The organism is Streptomyces corynorhini, assembly GCF_003346515.1.
GTDB lineage: Bacteria > Actinomycetota > Actinomycetes > Streptomycetales > Streptomycetaceae > Streptomyces > Streptomyces corynorhini.
The window spans coordinates 25,770-46,930 of record NZ_QQNA01000070.1; the positions used below are offsets into that span (position 1 = coordinate 25,770).

General features: G+C 69.4%; 16 protein-coding genes and 1 riboswitch. Of the genes, 4 read left to right on the top strand and 12 right to left on the bottom strand.

All coding sequences use genetic code 11. The features are described 5' to 3' along the window. Positions 1 to 32: 32 nt before the first annotated feature. Positions 33 to 150: riboswitch (SAM riboswitch) on the bottom strand. A 104-nt stretch (positions 151 to 254) separates the two neighbouring features. From trpD to ctaE, 5 genes are all read right to left on the bottom strand, one after another. Then, positions 255 to 1,319 carry an anthranilate phosphoribosyltransferase gene (trpD, locus tag DVH02_RS10710; RefSeq protein ID WP_114623541.1) on the bottom strand — a complete coding sequence of 355 codons (1,065 nt, stop codon included), beginning with the start codon at positions 1,317 to 1,319 and terminating at the stop codon, positions 255 to 257. A gap of 207 nt (positions 1,320 to 1,526) precedes the next feature. Further along, positions 1,527 to 3,161, bottom strand: a complete 1,635-nt coding sequence (gene qcrB / locus DVH02_RS10715) for a cytochrome bc1 complex cytochrome b subunit (RefSeq protein WP_114623542.1) — start codon at positions 3,159 to 3,161, stop codon at positions 1,527 to 1,529. Further along, on the bottom strand, positions 3,158 to 4,213 hold the full coding sequence (gene qcrA, locus DVH02_RS10720) for a cytochrome bc1 complex Rieske iron-sulfur subunit (protein WP_114623543.1): 1,056 nt from the start codon (positions 4,211 to 4,213) through the stop codon (positions 3,158 to 3,160). Before qcrA ends, qcrB begins: the two co-directional genes overlap by 4 nt. Beyond that, the gene (gene qcrC, locus DVH02_RS10725) at positions 4,210 to 5,019 is read right to left on the bottom strand and encodes a cytochrome bc1 complex diheme cytochrome c subunit (RefSeq protein ID WP_114623544.1); all 810 of its coding nucleotides are present in this window, start codon (positions 5,017 to 5,019) and stop codon (positions 4,210 to 4,212) included. The genes qcrA and qcrC overlap by 4 nt, the downstream gene beginning before the upstream one ends. Positions 5,020 to 5,090: 71 nt before the next feature. Continuing rightward, entirely contained in the window at positions 5,091 to 5,711 is a 621-nt protein-coding gene (gene ctaE, locus DVH02_RS10730) for an aa3-type cytochrome oxidase subunit III (protein ID WP_114623545.1), read from the bottom strand. Between the two features lie 196 nt (positions 5,712 to 5,907). On the opposite strand from ctaE, the gene DVH02_RS10735 reads away from it, so the two are divergent. Then, complete coding sequence (locus tag DVH02_RS10735; RefSeq protein WP_114623546.1) at positions 5,908 to 6,309, top strand: hypothetical protein; 402 nt, start codon at positions 5,908 to 5,910, stop codon at positions 6,307 to 6,309. Positions 6,310 to 6,385: 76 nt separating this feature from the next. Here DVH02_RS10735 and DVH02_RS10740 read toward each other — a convergent pair whose 3' ends face one another. From DVH02_RS10740 to ctaC, 4 genes are all read right to left on the bottom strand, one after another. Continuing rightward, positions 6,386 to 7,633 carry a L,D-transpeptidase gene (locus tag DVH02_RS10740; RefSeq protein ID WP_114623547.1) on the bottom strand — a complete coding sequence of 416 codons (1,248 nt, stop codon included), beginning with the start codon at positions 7,631 to 7,633 and terminating at the stop codon, positions 6,386 to 6,388. A 116-nt stretch (positions 7,634 to 7,749) separates the two neighbouring features. Then, entirely contained in the window at positions 7,750 to 8,148 is a 399-nt protein-coding gene (locus DVH02_RS10745; RefSeq protein WP_114623548.1) for a cytochrome c oxidase subunit 4, read from the bottom strand. Then, positions 8,145 to 9,890 carry an aa3-type cytochrome oxidase subunit I gene (ctaD, locus tag DVH02_RS10750; RefSeq protein ID WP_114623549.1) on the bottom strand — a complete coding sequence of 582 codons (1,746 nt, stop codon included), beginning with the start codon at positions 9,888 to 9,890 and terminating at the stop codon, positions 8,145 to 8,147. Before ctaD ends, DVH02_RS10745 begins: the two co-directional genes overlap by 4 nt. Next, entirely contained in the window at positions 9,887 to 10,849 is a 963-nt protein-coding gene (ctaC, locus tag DVH02_RS10755) for an aa3-type cytochrome oxidase subunit II (protein WP_114623550.1), read from the bottom strand. Before ctaC ends, ctaD begins: the two co-directional genes overlap by 4 nt. Before the next feature lie 266 nt (positions 10,850 to 11,115). Between ctaC and DVH02_RS10760 the strand changes: the two genes are divergently transcribed. Beyond that, positions 11,116 to 12,552: a cysteine desulfurase/sulfurtransferase TusA family protein gene (locus tag DVH02_RS10760; RefSeq protein ID WP_114623551.1), complete on the top strand. Its 1,437-nt coding sequence runs from the start codon at positions 11,116 to 11,118 to the stop codon at positions 12,550 to 12,552. A gap of 27 nt (positions 12,553 to 12,579) precedes the next feature. Here the strand turns inward: DVH02_RS10760 and DVH02_RS10765 are convergent, their stop codons facing one another. Continuing rightward, positions 12,580 to 13,566: a carbohydrate kinase family protein gene (locus tag DVH02_RS10765; RefSeq protein WP_114623552.1), complete on the bottom strand. Its 987-nt coding sequence runs from the start codon at positions 13,564 to 13,566 to the stop codon at positions 12,580 to 12,582. A gap of 320 nt (positions 13,567 to 13,886) precedes the next feature. On the opposite strand from DVH02_RS10765, the gene DVH02_RS10770 reads away from it, so the two are divergent. Continuing rightward, complete coding sequence (locus DVH02_RS10770) at positions 13,887 to 15,566, top strand: hypothetical protein (RefSeq protein ID WP_114623553.1); 1,680 nt, start codon at positions 13,887 to 13,889, stop codon at positions 15,564 to 15,566. Between the two features lie 154 nt (positions 15,567 to 15,720). On the opposite strand, the gene DVH02_RS10775 is transcribed toward DVH02_RS10770, so the two are convergent. Next, positions 15,721 to 16,077 carry a HesB/IscA family protein gene (locus tag DVH02_RS10775; protein ID WP_023542295.1) on the bottom strand — a complete coding sequence of 119 codons (357 nt, stop codon included), beginning with the start codon at positions 16,075 to 16,077 and terminating at the stop codon, positions 15,721 to 15,723. A 266-nt stretch (positions 16,078 to 16,343) separates the two neighbouring features. On the opposite strand from DVH02_RS10775, the gene nadA reads away from it, so the two are divergent. After that, a complete protein-coding gene (nadA, locus tag DVH02_RS10785; protein WP_114623555.1) occupies positions 16,344 to 17,528 on the top strand; it encodes a quinolinate synthase NadA in 1,185 nt (394 codons plus the stop codon). 109 nt (positions 17,529 to 17,637) lie between these two features. Here the strand turns inward: nadA and DVH02_RS10790 are convergent, their stop codons facing one another. Next, positions 17,638 to 21,069 carry a S8 family serine peptidase gene (locus DVH02_RS10790; protein WP_114623556.1) on the bottom strand — a complete coding sequence of 1,144 codons (3,432 nt, stop codon included), beginning with the start codon at positions 21,067 to 21,069 and terminating at the stop codon, positions 17,638 to 17,640. Positions 21,070 to 21,161 lie beyond the last annotated feature (92 nt).

Here is a 21,161-nt window from a genome sequence, read left to right on the forward strand (position 1 = left end):
CCCTTGAGGACCAGGACCCCAAAGGTGCGAGGGGTCCGCGCTTGCCGCAGACCTCGCTGCCTACGGCCTGGTCTTCACCCGGGGCACCCCGCCACGGACGGAGGGTTGCCGGACAGCGAGCCGGGGCCTAAATCGCTGTCACTCATGACCTTGGCCGAAAGTATGGCACAGCGTGCCGCACCGCCCAACAGATGTCCGCGATACGGGACGGGGCGGGTGCCGGCCGGCACCCGCCCCGTCCCACCCGCTCGCCGTCAGGCGTTGCTGGCCTCGACCCAGCGGGCCAGCGAACGCCCCGCCGCGCCCGAGTCGATGGACTCCGCCGCCCGCGCGATGCCCGCCGCCAGCTGAAGCTCCAGCGGGTCGTCCGTCGGGTCGAGCGCCACCAGCGCAGCCGCCGAGTTGAGCAGCACGGCGTCCCGTACGGGGCCGGTCTCTCCGGCGAGCAGCCTGCGGGCGACCTCCGCGTTGTACGAGGCGTCCGCGCCGCGCAGGGCCTCGACCGGCACCAGGGACAGGCCGACGTCGCGCGGGTCGAAGGGCTGCTCGGTGACGTTCCCGTCCCGGACGACCCAGACCCGGGAGGTGGCGGTGGTGGTCAGCTCGTCGAGCCCGTCGTCACCCCGGAAGACCAGCGCGGAGGAGCCGCGCTCGGCCAGCACGCCCGCCATGATCGGCGCCATCCGGGCGTCGGCGACGCCGGTCGCCTGCGCCCGTACCTTCGCCGGGTTGGTGAGCGGCCCCAGGAAGTTGAAGACCGTACGGATCCCCAGCTCACCGCGCGCCGCGGCCACCTGTCGCAGGGCCGGGTGGAACTTCACGGCGAAGCAGAAGGTGATGCCCGCCTCCTCCGCGACCCGCACCACCCGCTCCGGGGACAGCTCCAGATTGACGCCGAGCTTGCCCAGCACGTCGGAGGCGCCGCTCGCCGAAGACGCGGCGCGGCTGCCGTGCTTGACGACCTTCGCGCCGGTGCCCGCCACCACGATCGAGGACATGGTGGAGATGTTGACGGTCTTGGCGCCGTCGCCGCCGGTGCCGACGATGTCGACGGTCCTGCCGGGCACCTCGATGACCCTGGCGTGCTCGTACATCGCCCGGACGAGCCCGCTGATCTCCGCGACGGTCTCGCCCTTGGCCCGCAGTGCCACCGCGAATCCGGCGATCTGCGCGTCGGTGGCCGCGCCGCTCATGATGCTGTCCATCGCCCAGGCGGTGGCGTCGGCGCTCTGGTCGGCGCCGTTGAGCAGGGTGTCCAGGACGCCCGGCCAGGTGCGGGCCGCCACGGTGTCGCCTCCGACGGGGGTAACAGCGCTCATCGCTCGCTCCTGGGGTCCGGGACGGGTACGCGGACCCTCCGAGGGCCCGGGAGCAGCCTATCGGCGTACGCCCGGCCGACCGGACGACCGCCCGTACTGCGGACAGGCCGCGCGCCGGGCGGGGGAACGCCGAGGGCCCCGGCCGGCCCCCTGGCGGGAGACCGGGCCGGGGCCTCGGTGGTGGCGACCTCGGGGAGGCCGGGTGGATCAGTGGTGGCCGTGGCCGCTCTGGATCTCCTTGTACTCCTCCGCCGTGGGCTTCGGCAGCTGGTTGCCGGGGCCGTAGTAGCCCTTGCTGAGCTTGACGCGGAGCTTCTCGACGGGCGAGACCTTGCGCTCCACGCCGTTCTCGTCGACCGTCGGGCCGATCTCGGCCGGCGCGTACTGCTCGTGCGCGGTGAGCTTGTGCAGCGCCACCGGGTCGAGCGGCGCGTGCACCTCGATGAACTCACCGTGCGGCAGCCGCTTGATGAGACCGGACTCCCGGCCGTGCAGGACCTTCTCCGCGTCGCGCCGCTGCAGACCGATACAGATCCGCTTGGTGACGATGAACGCGACGACCGGCGCCACGAAGAACGCGATCCGGACGAACCAGGTGATCGTGTTGATCGAGAGATGGAAGTGGGTCGCCCAGATGTCGTTCCCACCACCGGCCAGCAGGACGAAGTACCACACCAGCCAGGCCACGCCGAAGGCCGTACGCGTCGGCACGTTGCGCGGGCGGTCCAGGATGTGGTGCTCGCGCTTGTCCCCGGTGACCCACGACTCGATGAACGGATAGACCGCGATCGCGCCGAGGACCAGCGGAAGGATCATCAGCGGGATGAAGACACCCAGGACGAGGGTGTGGCCCGCGACGTTGATCTCCCAGCCGGGCATCGCCCGGACGAGCCCTTCCGGCATGCCCATGTACCAGTCGGGCTGGGCGCCGGTGGACACCTGGTCGGGCCGGTAGGGGCCGAGCGCCCAGATCGGGTTGATCGTGGCGATCGCCGCGACCAGCGTGATCAGGCCGAAGACCAGGAAGAAGAACCCGCCGGCCTTCGCCATGTAGATCGGCAGCAGCGGCATGCCCACGACGTTGTTGTTCGTCCGGCCGGGGCCCGCGAACTGCGTGTGCTTGTGGTAGAAGACCAGGATCAGGTGGGCCACGACCAGCCCCAGCATGATCCCGGGCAGCAGCAGGATGTGGACCGAGTAGAACCGGGCCACGAAGTCGCCGCCGGGGAACTCGCCGCCGAACAGGAACATCGAGATGTACGTGCCGACGATCGGTACGGACAGGATCGCGCCCTGGGTGAAGCGGACACCCGTACCGGAGAGCAGGTCGTCCGGGAGGGAGTAGCCGGTGAACCCGGTGAACATGCCCAGCACGAACAGCAGGAAGCCGAACAGCCAGTTGATCTCACGCGGCTTGCGGAACGCGCCCGTGAAGAAGACGCGCATCATGTGGACCATCATCGCCGCGAGGAAGATCAGCGCGGCCCAGTGGTGGATCTGCCGGATCAGCAGGCCACCGCGGATGTCGAAGCTGATGTCCAGCGTGGAGGCGTACGCCTCCGACATCAGCACGCCCTGCATCGGGATGTAGCTGCCGTGGTACTCCACCTCGTTCATCGACGGGTGGAAGAACAGCGTCAGATACACACCCGTGAGGATGATGATGATGAAGCTGTAGAGGCAGATCTCGCCGAGCATGAAGGACCAGTGGTCCGGGAAGATCTTCCGCATGTTGGCCTTGGCGAGGGAGTAGATCCCCAGCCGGCCGTCCGCCCAGTCGGCGACCCGCTCACCGGCGGGCGCCTTGCGGCTTTTCTCGTCTGTAGCGGTCGTGGTACTCATCCGCGCTCCCAGAAGGCAGGGCCGACGGGCTCGTCGAAGTCGCCGAGCGCCTCGAGGTTGCCGTCCGCGTTCACACCGATCCGCAGCTGCGGGAGGGCGTGACCGGCCGGGCCGAAGATGACGCGGGCGCCGTCGGAGAGATCGAAGGTGGACTGGTGGCACGGGCAGAGCGCGTGGTGCGTCTGCTGCTCGTACAGGCTGATCGGGCAGCCGACGTGGGTGCAGATCTTCGAGAAGGCCACGATCCCCTGGTGGGACCATTCCAGCTCGCGCTTGTCCTTGATCTCGTCCGGCTGGATCCGGATGATCATGAGCGCCGCCTTGGCGATCTCGCTCTGGAAGTTCTCGTCGTGCTCCGAGAGGCCCTCGGGCATGGCGAAGGTGAGCGACCCCACCACGACGTCCTCGGGACGCAGCGGCTCATGCGTGTTCATGTTGATGAGCTGCTTGCCCTTGGCCCACAGCGTGGACCTGAGCTTCTTCTCGGGCAGCGGTCCCAGGTCGCGCAGGAGCACCACGCCGGAGAGCGGCACCAGCGCGAGCGCGCCGAACATCGTGTTGCGGAGCAGCTTGCGCCGGCCGAAGCCGGACTCGGCCGCGCCCGCCGCGAAGTCCGCGAGGACCTTCTGCTTGACCTCGGGCGGCGCCTCGATCGGGTGGCGTTCGTCCGCCACCTCGACGTCGGACATCAGCGTACGGGCCCAGTGGACCGCGCCGGCGCCGATGCAGAACAGCGCGACGGCCAGGGTCACACCCAGCGAGAGGTGCAGGATGCTGACGTGGCCGAGCGGGAAGACAAAGACGTTCTTGTCGACCGGGAACGCCACGAACGAGGCGATGAACGCCACCGTCGCGAGCATCGACACCATGAACAGGATCGCGACCATGCGCTCGGACCGCTTGGCCGACCGCTCGTCGATGTCCTGCTTGCGCGGCTGGTGCGCGGGCAGACCGGGGTCGGCGAACGGGTCGTCCGCGGTCACCACGGCGCCGTGCGCGGCGTCCTGCTCGCTCGGCGGGTTCTCTTTTGAGATCTCTTCTTGGCTACTCATGACTTCTTGGCCTTAGCGGTGTGGGCAGCGACCCAGACGGCAGCCGCGATCAGAACACCGAGACCGAAGATCCAGGCGAACAGTCCCTCACTGACGGGGCCGAGGCCGCCCAGTTCGAGACCGCCAGGGCTCTCGGTATCGTCCCCGTTCACCGCCTTGACGTAGGCGATGATGTCCTTCTTCTGCTGCTCCGGCATCGTCGTGTCGGGGAAGGACGGCATGTTCTGCGGGCCGGTCTGCATGGCCTCGTAGATGTGCTTGGGATCCACACCCTCCAGGCTCGGTGCGGTCTTGCCGTGAGTCAGCGCGCCACCCTTACCGGTGAAGTTGTGGCACTGGGCACAGTTGGTGCGGAACAGCTCACCGCCGGAGGCGACGCTCGCGTCGGAGGTGCTGTACTGCTCCTCGGTCGGCGTGATCGGGCCGGCTCCGAGGGACGCCACGTACGCGGCGAGCTGGTCGATCTGCTTCTGGCTGTAGATGACCTTCTTCTTGGGCATCTGCGGGCCGGGCTGCTGGGCGGGCATCCGGCCGGTGCCGACCTGGAAGTCCACGGCGGCGGAGCCGACGCCTACCAGGCTCGGCCCGTCGGAGGTTCCCTGACCACCGGTGCCGTGGCAGCTGGCACAGCCGACGGAGTAGAGCTTCTTGCCCTCGTCGATGGCGAGGGACTGCGAGGCCACGTCGGCCTGTGCCTTGCCCGCGGGCGCGAACGCGGTGTACAGCCCCCCGGTGGCCGCCAGCGCGAAGAGTAGGACGACGACCGCCGCCAGCGGATGGCGTCGTCGTGCGGAGAGCTTTTTCACGGATTACCCCGGTGTCAGGATCTTCTGCGTCGGTGCTTCTGGACTGTGTGCGCCGGGCGCGGTGGCCCGGGTTACTTGATCAAGTAGATCGTGGCGAAAAGGCCGATCCAGACGACATCGACGAAGTGCCAGTAATAGGACACGACGATGGCTGCGGTTGCCTGCTCGTGGGTGAACCTCTTGGCCGCGTAGGTCCTGCCCAGGACGAACAGGAACGCGATCAGACCCCCCGTCACGTGCAGACCGTGGAAGCCGGTGGTCAAGTAGAACACCGAGCCGTACGGGTCGGAGGAGAGCGAGATGCCGTCCTTCTTGACCAGTTCGGTGTACTCGAAGACCTGACCGCCGATGAAGATCGCACCCATCACGAACGTGATCACGAACCAGGTTCGGAGCTTCTTCACGTCGCCCCGCTCCGCGGCGAACACCCCGAGCTGGCAGGTGACCGAGGAGAGCACCAGGATGGTGGTGTTCGTCGTCGAGAACGGGACGTTCAGGGCATGAGCCATTTCCTTCCAGTGCTCTGCGCCCATCACCGACCGCAGGGTGAAGTACATCGCGAAGAGGGCCGCGAAGAACATCAGCTCGGAACTCAGCCAAATGATGGTTCCGACGCTGGTGAGGTTCGGCCGATTGACCGACGGGTGCGCGTGCCCGGTTTCTACTGTCGTTGCTGTCGCCACGACCGACATTATGTCGGTCGCTTATCCCGCGCTGACTCCCGGGGTGCCATTCGGTGTGTCCATGGGGTGTGCGCAGCTCGAACGGCCCAGTGAAGGGACGTTCTTACCCGTGCTGACACGGTGTCCGACAGAGTACGATCCGCGCATCGGTCCTGGGCCTGTGGAGCCCCGGAGCCCTCGCAGACACTGATGTCACGGAGGAACAATGCAGCCGACCGCCACGGTGCTGGTCTACAGCGACGACGCGAACATCCGCGAGCAGGTCCGGCTGGCGGCTGGCCGCCGGCCGGCCGCCGACGTACCCCAGGTCGAGTTCCTCGAATGCGCGACGCTGCCGGCCGTGCTGAAGCGGCTCGACGAGGGCGGTGTCGACGTCTGCGTGCTGGACGGCGAGACGGCTCCCGCGGGCGGTATGGGCGTCTCCCGGCAGATCAAGGACGAGATCTTCAACTGCCCGCCCGTGCTGCTGCTGATGGGCCGCCCGCAGGACGCCTGGCTGGCCACCTGGAGCCGGGCGGATGCCGCGGTGACGCTTCCGGTCGAGCCGGTGGGCTTCGCGGACGCCCTGGCCGCGCTGTTGCGCGGCCGGCTGGCGGGGGCCGCCTGAGGCCCTCCCCGGCCGGGGAGGGGCGCCGGACGGGCCCCCTCCCGGGCGCGGGAGCCTCCAGGGGCTCCCTGGGGCCTCAGACCTGGGGGCGCAGCCGGGCCGAGTCGGACGGGCTGCTGCCGTCCCGGACGCCTGCCTGCAGGACGCTGCCCTTGCGCCAGTCCTTCCAGTCCAGGTTCCAGTCGCCGAAGCCGTTGCCGAAGTCCTCCATGTAGTCGCCCGCGCTGTTGATGACCTGGACGATGTCGCCCTCCTCGACGATCTCGTAGAACCAGGCCGCGTTGGCGGTGGACATCCCGGTGCAGCCGTGGCTGACGTTGGCCGATCCCTGCTGCCCCACGGACCACGGCGCGGCGTGCACGTACTCGCCGCTCCAGGTCACCCGGGTCGCCCAGTAGACCGGCAGGTCGTACCCCTCGCTGCCGCCGATGCCGACGCTGGAGCCGCGCATCCGCACGAAGCTCTCCTTGCCGAGCACGACCTTGATGCCGTTGCGGGTGGAGAAGCCGGGTTTGCCGGTGGTCACCGGGATGGTGTTGACCCACTCGCCGTTGCGGTAGACGGTCATCGTGTGCGCCGAGGCGTCGACGATGGCCTCCAGCTTGTTGCCGATCTTGAGGGTGAGCGGCTTGACGGGGCCGCCGTACAGCTTGTCGCTCACCTTCACCCCTTCGAGGCTGCTGGAGACGGTGACGGTGCTGTTCGCGGGCCAGTACTCCTTGGGCCGGTAGTGGAGTTCGGTGTCGTCCACCCAGTGCCAGGTGCCCTCCTCGGCGCCGGGCGCGCGGATCTTGAGGGAGCGCTCGACGACGTCTCTGGCGGCCTTGGACTTGATGGGCTCGCTGAGGGTGGCGGTGATCGGCTGCCCCACCCCGTACGAGCCCTCCTCCGGGCCGAACTCGACCGTCAGCTTCTTCTTGGGGGCGGCGGTGTCGAAGGTGAGGACGCGGTTGCCGGGGGCGCCCTCCTTGTTCTCGGTGGAGACCTTGACGGTGTAGCGGGCGCCGGCCGCCAGCGGGGCCGTGGAGTGCCAGCGCATGCCGTCCGCGGTGAGTTCGCCCGCCAGGTAGTGGCCGCCGGTGTCGACGGCGGTGACGTCGGTGATCCGGCTGTCGCGGTTCTTGGCGGTGATCTCCAGGGGCTTGTCCGGGTTGGCCTTGACGCTGCCCCCGGGCGCGCTGAAGGCGACCTGCCCGGTGGCGTTGTAGGGCTTGGTGGCGAGGGGGTGGGGGTCGTTGCTGCTGCCGCACGCGGTCGCGCCAGCCCCGAGGGACACGACCAGGGTGCAGCTGAGGACGGTGCGCAAACGCGGCGTGTGGGTCATGGATCACACGGTATGAAGATTCCGTGAGGACAGCGCGACGAGTGACGCAAACGGGGGGCCCGGACCCTCCGTGCTGGAGTGTCCGGGCCCCCCGGAACGACGCTCTGCGGCAGCCGCTACTGGGTGCGGCTCTCACCGCGGTAGTACTCGAAGACCCAGCCCCACAGGCCGATGAGCAGCAGCGGCGCCGAGAAGTACGCCAGCCACCAGCCGATCGCGACGCTGAGGAAGAGCAGGGCGCCGCCGATGGCGAGCGCGAACGGCTGCCAGCTGTGCGGGGAGAAGAACCCCACCTCGCCGGCCTCGTCCACGACCTCGGCTTCCTTGTTGTCCTGGGCGAGCGAGTCCATCCGGCGGGCCGTGAAGGCCAGATAGAACCCGATCATGATGCTCAGGCCGAAGGCCAGGAAGAGCGCCGTCGTGCCGACCGGCTCCTTGGACCAGACGCCGTAGACGATGGCGACGACCAGGATGAAGAGGCTCAGCCAGATGAACATCCTGCCTTGGATCTTCACTTTCCGTCCTCCTTGCCACCGACGAGGACGCCGGCACCGGCTCCGTGGCCGGAGTTCTCAAGCTGGTCGAGGGCGGCGATCTCCGGGTGGTGCAGATCGAACGCCGGTGATTCGGACCGGATGCGCGGCAGAGTGACGAAGTTGTGCCGCGGCGGCGGGCACGAGGTCGCCCATTCGAGTGAACGTCCATAGCCCCAGGGGTCGTCCACCTCGACCTTCTTGCCGTACTTGGCGGTCTTCCACACGTTGTAGAAGAACGGCAGGATCGACAGACCGAGGACGAAGGAGCTGATCGTGGAGATGGTGTTCAGCGCGGTGAATCCGTCGGCGGCGAGATAGTCCGCGTAGCGGCGCGGCATGCCTTCGGCGCCGAGCCAGTGCTGGACGAGGAAGGTGCCGTGGAAGCCGATGAACAGCGTCCAGAAGGTGATCTTCCCGAGCCGCTCGTCGAGCATCTTGCCGGTGAACTTCGGCCACCAGAAATGGAATCCGGCGAACATCGCGAAGACGACGGTGCCGAACACCACGTAGTGGAAGTGCGCCACCACGAAATACGAGTCCGAGACGTGGAAGTCCAGCGGCGGCGATGCCAGGATGACGCCGGTCAGACCGCCGAAGAGGAACGTCACCAGGAAGCCGATGGTCCAGAGCATCGGTGTCTCGAAGGACAGCGACCCCTTCCACATCGTCCCGATCCAGTTGAAGAACTTCGCGCCGGTCGGCACCGCGATCAGGAACGTCATGAACGAGAAGAACGGGAGCAGCACGCCACCGGTCACGTACATGTGGTGCGCCCACACCGTCACGGACAGACCGGCGATCGAGATCGTGGCCGCCACGAGGCTGATGTATCCGAACATCGGCTTCCGCGAGAAGACCGGGATCACTTCGGAGACGATCCCGAAGAACGGCAAGGCGATGATGTACACCTCTGGATGCCCGAAGAACCAGAACAGGTGTTGCCAGAGCAACGCCCCGCCATTGGCCGCGTCGAACACATGAGCACCGAATTTACGGTCCGCCTCCAGGGCGAACAGCGCGGCGGCGAGCACCGGGAAGGCCAGCAGCACCAGCACACCGGTCAGCAGCACGTTCCACGTGAAGATCGGCATCCGGAACATCGTCATGCCGGGGGCGCGCATGCAGATGATCGTGGTGATGAAGTTGACCGCGCCGAGGATCGTGCCGAACCCGGAGAACGCCAGGCCCATGATCCACAGGTCGGCGCCGATGCCCGGCGAACGCACCGCGTCCGACAGCGGCGAGTACGCGAACCAGCCGAAGTCCGCCGCGCCCTGGGGCGTGATGAAACCGCTCACCGCGATCAGCGAACCGAAGAGGTAGAGCCAGTACGCGAACATGTTCAGCCGCGGGAACGCCACGTCGGGCGCGCCGATCTGCAGCGGCATGATCCAGTTCGCGAACCCGGCGAACAACGGCGTCGCGAACATCAGCAGCATGATCGTGCCATGCATCGTGAACGCCTGGTTGAACTGCTCGTTGGACATGATCTGCGTGCCCGGACGCGCCAGCTCGGCGCGCATCAGCAGCGCCATGACGCCGCCGATGCAGAAGAACGCGAACGACGTGATCAGGTACATCGTGCCGATCGTCTTGTGGTCCGTGGTGGTCAGCCACTTCACGACGATGTTGCCCGGCTGTTTGCGCCGTACCGGCAGCTCGTTCTCGTAAGAGTCGTCAGCTGCTGCGGCGGCACCCTGGGGTTCGTTGAGGATGCTCACAGTTTGTTCGTCTCCGCGTTCTTGGCCGGATCCGTCTGCGCGATGCCCGACGGGATGTAGCCGTTCTGGCCCTTCTTGGCCAGCTCTTCGAGGTGCTGCTGGTAGCGCTCCGGAGAGACCACCTTGACGTTGAAGAGCATCCGCGAGTGGTCGGCGCCGCACAGCTCGGCGCACTTGCCCATGAAGGTGCCCTCCTGGTTGGGGGTCACCTCGAAGGCGTTGGTGTGCCCCGGGATGACGTCCTGCTTCATCAGGAACGGCACCACCCAGAAGGAGTGGATGACATCACGCGAGGTCAGGATGAAGCGGACCTTCTCCCCCTTGGGGAGCCACAGCGTCGGACCCGGGTTGTTGTTCTGCGGGTTCCGGGTGCCGGGGATGCCGTAGTCGTAGACGCCCTCGGCGTGCGCGGGGAAGGCCTTCACGAACCGGTCCGGGATGGCGTCGAGTTCCTTCGGAACCTTGTTGCCGGTGGTGGTCTTCCCGTCCACGTTCTCGATGTAGTTGAAGCCCCAGCTCCACTGGTAGCCGACCACGTTGATCGTGTGGGTCGGCTTGGCCGAGAGGGTGAGGAGCTTCGTCTCGTCACGGGCGGTGAAGTAGAAGAGCACCGAGACGATGATGAGCGGGACCACGGTGTACAACGCCTCGATGGGCATGTTGTACCGGGTCTGCGGAGGTACCTCCACCTTGGTGCGGCTGCGCCGGTGGAAGATGACACTCCACAGGATCAGACCCCATACCAGTACGCCCGTGATGAGCGCTGCCGCCCACGAGCCCTGCCACAGGGAGAGGATCCGAGGAGCCTCCTCCGTCACCGGGGTGGGCATTCCGAGGCGGGGGAAGTCCTTGTAGGTGCAACCGGTGGAGGTCGCGAGGATCAGGCCCGCAGTCAGCACCTGCGGCAGCTTCCGCCGCATCGGGCGCCGCGACGAGCGGTCGGAGCCGTTGGGACTCACGTAGCGCCTTCCCGAGAGTCTCGCCCGCGCAACCGGCTGCGGCCGTCTCCTGGTCGGTCGCCGGCCCGACGCGGGCAGGGGTTTGGATGTTTATGCGGACCAAACCCTACTGGACGTGATTTGAGGTCGTGCGGGGAGGGTGCCCAACGCGCCGCCCGACTCCCCGAAGGGGTGGAGCGCGCGCGAGCGGGGGTGCCCGGGTGCGCGACCCGGTGGCCCGGGACGTTCCTGACGCTACTTCGGGCTTACTCGTCTAGCGTGGCGGCGTGCCCTATTTCGACGCCGCCTCCTCGGCCCCGCTGCATCCCGTCGCCCGCCAGGCCCTCCAGGCGTCCCTGGACGAGGGGTGGGCCGACCCGTCCCGGCTCTACCGCGAGGGCAGGCGGGCCGGGCTGCTGCTCGACGCGGCCAGGCAGACGGCGGCCGAGGCCGTCGGCTGCCGTCCCGACGAGCTGGTTTTCACTCCTTCGGGGACCCACGCGGTGCACTCCGGAATGTCGGGGGCGCTCCATGGGCGTCGGCGTGTCGGGCTCCACGCGGTGGTCTCCTCGGTGGAGCACTCGTCGGTGCTCCACGCGGCGTCCGCGCACGCGAGCGGGGCCGGTGGAACGGTGAGCGAGGTGCCCGTCGACCGGTACGGGGCGGTGGACCCGGACGGCTACGCGGCGGCGCTGCGCGCGGACACCGCCCTGGCCTGTCTCCAGTCGGCCAACCACGAGGTGGGGACGGAGCAGCCGGTGTCCGCCGTCGCCGAGATCTGCCGGGGACGCGGCGTCCCGCTGCTGGTGGACGCCGCGCAGTCGCTGGGCTGGGGCCCGGTGGAGGGTGCCTGGTCGCTGCTGACCGCGAGCGCGCACAAGTGGGGCGGCCCGGCGGGCGTCGGCCTGCTGGCGGTGCGCAAGGGGGTACGGTTCGCCGCCCCCGGCCCGGCCGACGAGCGGGAGTCGGGCCGCGCCCCCGGCTTCCAGAACATTCCGGCGATCGTCGCGGCGGCGGCGTCGCTGCGGGCGGTGCGCGCCGAGGCGGCGGCCGAGGCGGCGCGGCTGCGGGCGCTGGTGGAGCGGATCAGGGCGCGGGTGCCGGAGCTGGTGCCCGAGGTGGAGGTGGTGGGGCATCCGGTGCGCCGGCTCCCCCACCTCGTCACGTTCTCCTGTCTCTACGTGGACGGGGAGGCGCTGCTGCACGAGCTGGACCGGGCGGACTTCTCGGTCTCCTCCGGCTCGTCGTGCACCAGCTCCACGCTGACCCCCAGTCATGTGCTGCGGGCGATGGGGGTGCTCTCGGAGGGCAACGTCCGGATCTCGCTGCCCCTCGGTACGCCGGAGGCGGAGGTGGACCGCTTCCTGGAGGTGCTGCCGGGGGTGGTGTCCGGGGTACGGGAGCGGTTCGGCGCGCCGGTGGCGTCCGCGCCCGCGACCGCGCCCTCCCCCGTACCGGTGCCCGTGCCCGCGGCGGGCCGGGAGGACGACGGCGGCGGCGGTGAGCGGGTGGTGGACGCGCTGGGACGGCGCTGCCCGATCCCGGTGATCGAGCTGGCGAAGGTCTTCGGCGAGGTGCCGGTGGGCGGCACGGTCGCGGTGCTCTCGGACGACGAGGCGGCGCGGCTGGACATCCCGGCGTGGTGCGAGATGCGCGGCCAGGAGTACGTGGGCGAGCGCCCGGCGGACCACGGTGTCGCGTATGTGGTCCGCCGGGTGTCGTGAGCGTCGCTCAGCGGCCCGCGCGCCGGGTCAGGCGACCGTCTCGGGCAGGTGGGCCTGGACCTCGGCCGCGGCGTCGTGGCCGTACGCCTTGGTGAAGCGCTCCATGAAGTGGGTCCTGCGCAGGGTGTACTCCTGGGTGCCGACCGTCTCGATGACCAGGGTGGCGAGCATGCAGCCGACCTGGGCGGCGCGGCGCAGGCCGACGCCCCAGGAGAGGCCGGAGAGGAACCCGGCGCGGAAGGCGTCGCCGACGCCGGTCGGGTCGGCCTTGACGGTCTCGTCCGGGCAGCCGACGATGATCGGCTCGTCGCCGACGCGGTCGATCCGTACGCCGTTCTTGCCGAGGGTGGTGACGCGGTGGCCGACGCGGGAGAGGATCTCCGCGTCGTCCCAGCCGGTCTTGGCCTCGATGAGGCCCTTCTCGTACTCGTTGGAGAAGAGGTAGGTCGCGCCGTCGAGCAGGGTGCGGATCTCGTCGCGCTCCATGCGGGCGATCTGCTGCGAGAAGTCGGCCGCGAAGGGGATCTCGCGGCTGCGGCACTCCTCGGTGTGGCGCAGCATGCCCTCGGGGTCGTCCGCGCCGATCAGCACCAGGTCGAGACCGCCGACGCGGTCGGCGACCTTCTTGAGTTCGATCAGGCGGGCCTCGCTCATCGCGCCCGCGTAGAAGGAGCCGATCTGGTTGTGGTCGGCGTCGGTGGTGCACACGAAGCGGGCCGTGTGCAGGACCTCGGAGATCCGGACGGAGGTGGTGTCGACGCCGTGCCGGTCCAGCCAGGCGCGGTACTCGTCGAAGTCCTGACCCGCGGCACCGACCAGGAGGGGGCGGGCGCCCAGCTGGCCCATGCCGAAGCAGATGTTCGCTCCGACACCGCCCCTGCGCACTTCCAGATTGTCGACCAGGAAGGAGAGGGAGACCGTGTGCAGCTGATCGGCGACCAGTTGGTCGGCGAAGCGGCCGGGAAAGGTCATCAGATGATCGGTGGCGATGGAGCCGGTGACTGCGATTCGCACGGCGTGAACGCTCCTGATGCGGGCAACGGTTGACAGTTCACGCTACCGGGTCGGTACGCCGCGCGGGGCCGGTAACCGATCGGGGGGAACCGCGACCGCGCCGCTTCCGTCCAACGGGCGTTCCCCTTTACAGGGGACGCGGAATACGACGGAGCCACGGAACGTGTCGCGTCCGTTACGCTCCGCTTGCCGGAGAGTGCGGTCCGGGAACGCGCGGACCCGCCTGACGCACGGGCACACCCGATTGACGCACGGGCACACCCGATATACGGATACGCCGATACCCCCGATACCCCCGATACGCAGTCGAAGGAGCAGCGGTGACCAGTACGGAGCGGCCCCAGGAGGGCACAGCCGAATCCGGCGGCGCCGGTGTCGCGCGCCGCCGCCGTCCCCGGTTCGCCGTCGCCACGGTGGCGGCGGCGGTACTGATCGCCGGAGGCGGCGGCGCGTACTTCGCGACGAGCGCCTTCGGCGGCGGCGCCGGGCCCACCGCCGACGGCGGCCCGCCGCCGCTGGCCCTGGACGCGCTCGAAGCCCCGGCCCCGGGGCAGGTCGGCGCCGCGGGCCCGACCGCGGGCGGGGCGGCGGCCGGGGAATCCGCGCCGGCCGGCATCGCGCCCGGCGAGCCCGACCCGGGCGGGGTGACGTACCGCGCCAAGGGGAAGCTGCCGCAGGGCCCCGGTACGGCGCGGGTCTACCGTACGAGCGGCGCGGTCACGGCCGCGGACGTGACCCGGCTGGCGAAGGCGCTCGGGCTGACGGGGGCGCCGAGGTCGGACGGGACGGCCTGGAAGGTCGGCACGGACAAGGACGGTTCCGGCCCGCTGCTGAGCGTTGCCCGGCAGGCGCCGGGGACCTGGACCTACGCCCAGTTCGGACGTGCGGGCGGCGACAACTGCCTGAAGGGCAAGGCGTGCCCGTCGGGCGGCAGTTCGGCCTCTGGCACGGGCACGGGTAGGGGTACGGGCGCGGGCACGGGCACAGGCACGGATACGAGTGCGGGAGCGGGCGCGGCGGTCAGCGAGGCGGCGGCGAAGAAGGCGGCGGCGCCGGTGCTGAAGGCGCTGGGGCAGTCCGACGCGGATCTGGACGCCGGGCAGCTGATGGGCTCGACCCGGGTGGTGAACGCGGACCCGGTGGTCGGCGGGCTGCCCACGTACGGCTGGTCGACCGGGATCCAGGTGGGTACGGACGGCCAGGTCATCGGCGGCAGCGGCCAGTTGACGGCGCCGGAGCGCAGCGACGCCTATCCGGTGATCGGCGCGGACGCCGCCCTCAAGGAGCTGAACAAGGCCGCCGGGGGCGCGGCCGGTACGGGTCCCGGGCGGATCGGCGGCTGCGCGACGGCCGTACCGCTGGAGAGCGAGCGGCCGGCCGCTCCGTGCGAGGCGAAGGGCGGCGCCGGGGTGGCGGCGGCCGAGCCGGTGGAGATCGACAAGGCGGTCTTCGGGCTCGCGGTGCGGTCGGTGGAGGGCAAGGGCGCGCTCGTACCGTCCTGGCTGTTCGAGGTGGCGCCGGGCGGCGGCGCCGCGCCGTACACGGTGACGCATCCGGCGGTGGCTCCGGAGTTCCTGACGAAGGCCGAGCCGCCGCACCGGGAGCTGCCGGGCGGGCCCTCTCCGGTGGGCCCCGGCGACTCGCGGGGCGAGGAGCCCGGGACCGGCGGGTCAGGGAGCGGCAAGGCCGGAGGCGGCGAGACCGGTGGCGAGAAGACCGCGCCGGGGACGTCCCGGTCGAGCGCGATCGTGTCGTACACGACGGACGGCCGGAAGTTGACGCTCCACTTCATGGGCGGGGTCTGCTCGACGTATACGCCGCAGGTCGACGAGAGCGGGACGGCGGTAAAGGTGAAGCTGGTCGTCTCCCACCCGGATCCCGACCGGATGTGCGTGGCGATCGCGAAGGAGCAGTCCGTGACGGCGGAGCTGGCGCAGCCGCTGGGCAAGCGGCTGGTGGTGGACGCGACGACGGGCGAGAAGATCGCGCGGCGCGGCTGAGCGGAGCGCGGCTGAGCGGAGCGCGACCGAACAGACATGCGGGCATACGGGCATACGGAAGGCGGCGGTCCCTCTCGGGGCCGCCGCCTTCCGTAGGGGTCTGTCCTGCCGCGGCGAAGCGCGGTGGCGAACATTCCGATCGCCAGGACAGGGTCTAGCTGAAGGAGTCGCCGCAGGCGCAGGAGCCCGACGCGTTCGGGTTGTCGATCGTGAAGCCCTGCTTCTCGATCGTGTCCACGAAGTCGATGGAGGCGCCGCCCAGGTACGGGGCGCTCATCCGGTCGGTGACGACCTTGACGCCGCCGAAGTCCTTGACGACATCGCCGTCGAGCGAGCGCTCGTCGAAGAACAGCTGGTAGCGCAGGCCGGAGCAGCCGCCGGGCTGAACGGCGACGCGCAGCGCGAGGTCGTCACGTCCTTCCTGGTCCAGCAGGGCCTTGACCTTGCCCGCGGCGGCGTCGGACAGGAGGATGCCGTCGCTCACGGTGGTGGTCTCGTCCGATACGGACATCTGCTTCTCTCCCGGGTTGTACGGACTGCTTGCGGACAGCTTGCCGACAGTGCAACCGGCTCGGCCGCGGATTCATTCCGGAGCGGCCGGCGCGTGCATTCCCGACGGTCTTTCCCTGTTCATGCTCGCACACCGGCCGCCCCACCGGAATGCGTCACATCGACGCTATCGCCATCGTCAAAGTGACGTGAACCGGCTATGATAGATAGCGTCATTTAGACGAAAAGGCTCGTCCGTTCGTCCGTAGAGAAGAAAAGGTGCGTGCCGTGACCACCACCCAGTCCGTGGACCTCGATGTCCAGCCGACCCCCCTCGCCCTGCTGCTCCTCGGCCGCGGGGCAGACCCGCGCAGCGAGCGCGGCGTGGAGTGCCCCGGCGACCTGCCCGCCCCCTCGGACCCGGATCTGGTGGAGCGCGCCCGCGCGGCGAAGGAGAAGCTGGGCGAGAAGGTCTTCGTGCTCGGCCACCACTACCAGCGCGACGAGGTCATCCAGTTCGCGGATGTCACGGGTGACTCCTTCAAGCTGGCCAAGGACGCGGCGGCCCGCCCCGCCGCCGAGTACATCGTCTTCTGCGGTGTGCACTTCATGGCCGAGTCCGCCGACATCCTCACCACCGACGACCAGAAGGTCGTACTGCCGGACCTGGCCGCGGGCTGCTCCATGGCCGACATGGCGACGGCCGAACAGGTCGCGGAGTGCTGGGACGTGCTGGCCGAGGCCGGGATCACCCACCGGGTGGTGCCCGTCTCGTACATGAACTCCTCGGCGGACATCAAGGCGTTCACCGGCAAGCACGGCGGCACGGTCTGCACCTCCTCGAACGCCGAGCGGGCGCTGAGGTGGGCCTTCGAACAGGGCGAGCAGGTGCTCTTCCTCCCGGACCAGCACCTGGGACGGAACACGGCGGTACGGGATCTGGGGATGTCGCTGGACGACTGTGTCCTCTACAACCCGCACAAGCCGAACGGCGGGCTGACCACGCGGCAGCTGCGCGAGGCGAAGATGATCCTGTGGCGCGGCCACTGCTCGGTGCACGGGCGCTTCTCGCTCGACTCCGTACGTGACGTACGGGAGCGGATACCGGGCGTCAACGTGCTGGTCCACCCCGAGTGCAAGCACGAGGTCGTGGCGGCGGCGGACCACGTCGGCTCGACGGAGTACATCATCAAGGCCCTGGAGGCGGCCCCGGCCGGCTCGAAGTGGGCGATCGGCACGGAGCTGAACCTCGTACAGCGACTGGCGAATCGTTTCGCCCCGGAGGGCAAGGAGATCGTCTTCCTCGACAAGACGGTCTGCTTCTGCTCCACGATGAACCGCATCGACCTGCCGCACCTGGTGTGGACGCTGGAGTCGCTGGCCGAGGGCAACGAGGTCAACGTCATCCAGGTCGACAAGGAGACGGCGGACTTCGCGCAGCTGGCGCTGGAGCGGATGCTGGCGCTGCCGTAGCGGACGCGTACGTACGTGGGTACGTGGGTATGTGATGTACGTACGTGGGTACGTGATACGCCCCCGGAGCCTGGTCTGTGGCTCCGGGGGCGTACTCGGTTCGGGACTGCTACTTCAGCAGGTACGCGTCGGTGATGGTCACCTCGTAACCGTTGCCCTCGGTGTCCGTCAGCGCGCCCTTGAGCGAGACCGACGTGGCGGACGCGGGGTGGTCCAGCGTGACCGCGCGCCCGCCGCCCTCGGTGGTGACGGGAGCCTGCACCCAGGTCTTGCCGCCGTCGTAGGACGCCTTGACCTCAAGGGACTTGACGCCCACGCCGTCGCCCGCCGCGTAACCGTCGACGGACAGCGGCACCGTCAGCTTCGCGCCCACCTCGGCCGTGCTGGCCAGGTTCAGCTTCGGCGCGAAGGTCAGGGTGGAGAGCGGCAGATCCACCTGCTCGTTCCCGGGCGAGCCGGACGTGAACGTCCAGGCGGCCTGGACCCGGGTGCTGACCCCGGCGATGTCGGTGCCGCGCGACGACTCGGTGCGCAGCGTGTACGCGGCGGACGCGTCGGGCAGACCCGTGACGAAGGTGCACTCGGGGTTGTCCCCCTCGTACACCGTCTTGCCGTCCGCCGTCATCACGGTGCTGTTCTCGGCGCCTCGGGTGTAACCGGGACGGCCCTCGTGGTCGGAGTAGACCGGAGCGCAGATCAGCGCGATATCCGCCGCGCGCGCCGCGAACCCGTTCCGCATGGTCGGGCTGAAGACACCCACGTTGAGCGTGAGCCCGTACGCCTTCCCCGCCTCGTACGTCTTCGACGCCGTGGCATCGAAGAGCACCTCGCTCTCCCCCGTGTACTCCTCGTCGGCGGGAACCTGTCCCGCGCCGAAGGCCCATCGGTAGCCGGGCGGGGTGGTGACGTACTGCTTCGAGCTGAGGGGAAGGGGGAACAGGCCGACGGTGAGGGATCCGATGCCCATGACGTGGTTGGACCACATCGGGTGGATCGCGCCCACCTTGTTCTCCGCCGAGACTCCCATGTCCGCCGTGATCACGGCGAGTTCGCTCTTCTCGGCCTGATGCGTGAGACCGTCGAACATCCGGCCTTCACGGGTGTAGAGCAGCGTGTACTGATCCGCGCCCGCTCTCCGCACGGCACTGACCTGTGCCTGGAACCCCTTGTTGGTCGTGTCGCCGACCGAGGCGGCCGAGAGCATTGCCAGCGAGTCCGTCATGAAACGGCTGAACTCGCCGCCGCCGTCCTCCCTCTCGTTGTACCAGGCGACCGTCCCGCCGTCCTCCTTGGTGGCCTCCGGCGCGGTGATGTCGAACGGCTTGGCGTCCCGCGCGTCGAAGACGATCCGCATGTCGTCGGTGACGGCGAGCCGCTGCTGGGTCAGCATCGCGATCCGGGTCAGGTGCTCGCCCGGGGTGAAGACCGGAGAGTCCACCAGGTACTCACCCTTGGGGACGCGGACGACGAGGCGGCCGTTGCCGGTCCACTGCCGGTAAACGGCCCGGGAGCCGAGGCTGATGAAGGAGGGCGCCGCCTCGGCCGGATCACCGTTCGCGTCGATCAGGTCCACCGTGACGTCGTAGGACTCCGCCTCGCGGATGATCCCGAAGGCGGTCCGTACGGTCTGACCGCCCGAGGCGTCCGTCGCCACCACGGAGCCGGAGAAGCCTCCGTACAGCGTGCTGTGGCGGGTGTCGGCGGTCAGTGCGATCCGCTTCGTGGCACCGGGCTCCACGGTGATGTGCGCGGAGTCGACCGTGAACAGTCCGTCCGGCACGGCCTTGCCGTCCGGTCCGAGCGCCTCCGTCTTCAGGTCGAGGGTGACCGCATCGGTCCCGTCGTTGCGGTAGGCGATCTCCTTCGTCACCGGGTCGGATCCGGTCGGTGTCCAGCGCTGGAGCCCGAAGTTGACCGAGGTCTGCTCGGTGACGACCGTCTGCTCGATGGCCTTGGCCACATCGACCCGGCCGGTGCCCTGCTGGTAGGCCGTGAGCCCGGGGTTGCCGACGGCCGAGGCGGTGAGCGCCCGCTTGATCCGCTCACCGGTCCAGTCCGGGTGCCGCTGCGCGACGATGGCCGCCGCGCCCGCGACGTGCGGCGCCGCCATCGACGTACCGTCCATGGCGACGTAACCGTCCCCCGCCGGAGTGCCGATCTGCCCCTTGGCCGCCTTGGCCGCGACGATTCCCACGCCGGGAGCGGTGATGTCCGGCTTCAGCGAGCCGTCGGCGGTCGGGCCGACACTGGAGAAGTCGGCGATCTCGTCGTCGCGGTCCACCGCGCCGACCGTGAGGGCGGAAGCCGCGCTGCCGGGAGAACCGATGGTCCTGGCAGCGGGGCCGTCGTTGCCCGCGGAGATGACGAACAGGATGCCGCTGTTCGCGGAGAGGGTGTCGACCGCCTCCTCCAGCGGATCGATCTCCACGTCGTCATAGCCGCCCAGGCTCATGTTCGCGACCTTGGCGCCCTGGTCGGAGGCCCACTGCATGGCGTCGACGATGCCCGAGTCGGAGGCGTACCCGTCGTGGTCGAACACCTTGGCGTCGAGGATCGCCGACTTGGGTGCCACACCCTTGTAGGCGCCGCCGGACTTGGCGCCGCTGCCCGCGACGGTGGAGGCCACGTGGGTGCCGTGCCCCATGTAGTCCACCGAGTCGCCGTCGTCGGTGAAGTCCTTCTCCGCGATCTCGGCGTCCGCCAGGTCCGGGTGGGTCTGGTCCACGCCGGTGTCGATGACGGCGACCTTCACGCCGTCGCCGTCGTAACCGGCCTCCCAGGCGGTGGGCGCGCCGATCTGCGGCACGCTCTTGTCCAGGTTCACCTGTCGGCGGCCGTCCAGCCATACGCGGCTGACGCCGGCGGCGGCGGCGCGGATCTCGGACTTCTCGGCGTCCCCGGCCTTACCGGTCTTCCCGGTCTTCCCGGTCTTCCCGGTCTTCCCGGTCTTCCCGGTCTTCCCGGTCTTCCCGGCCTTCCCGGCCTTCTCCGCCCCGGTGGTCAGCGCGTCCCACACGTCCGAGGCTTCGCTCTTCGGAACGGAGACGGCTTCGCCGTTCAGCGCGGGGAGGTTGCGCTCCACCGTCGCACCGGCCTCCGCGACATCCGTCTTCGCCTCGGCCTTCAGCCGGGCCTTCGCGGAGCCTTTGGGATGCGCGACGATCAGCGGCAGCTTCTCGCGCCGGTCGTCGTCGAACCCGTCGCCGACCAGGCCGGTGACGTCGAACAGCCGCCGGTCGACGGTGCCGTTCCCGACGAGCCGCACGGCGTCGGTGGGGATCACGTACGTCCGGTCCTGCATCCGCTGGACCGAGAGGGGAATGTGCTCGCGGCCCTCGCCGGGCCGTACGGAGGTCACCTGGCCCTTCGCGTCCACGTCTACGCGGTCGCCGGTGATCAGGGTGACCGTGGCCTTGCGCGGGCCGGGCAGTTGGCCCGCCCCCTGCTCTGAGCCGCGAGCGCCGTCGAGCGGCGCGGCGACGGCTCCGGTCACCGCGCCGGTCACCGCACCGGAGGCGAGCGCCACGGCTACGGCGATCACACTCGCGTGGTAACCACTGGGTCTGCGCGTCAGCATCAAAGCTGCACCAGCCTTCTTGTTGGGGGTGGGGCGAAGGCTGGTGCAGCTTTGAT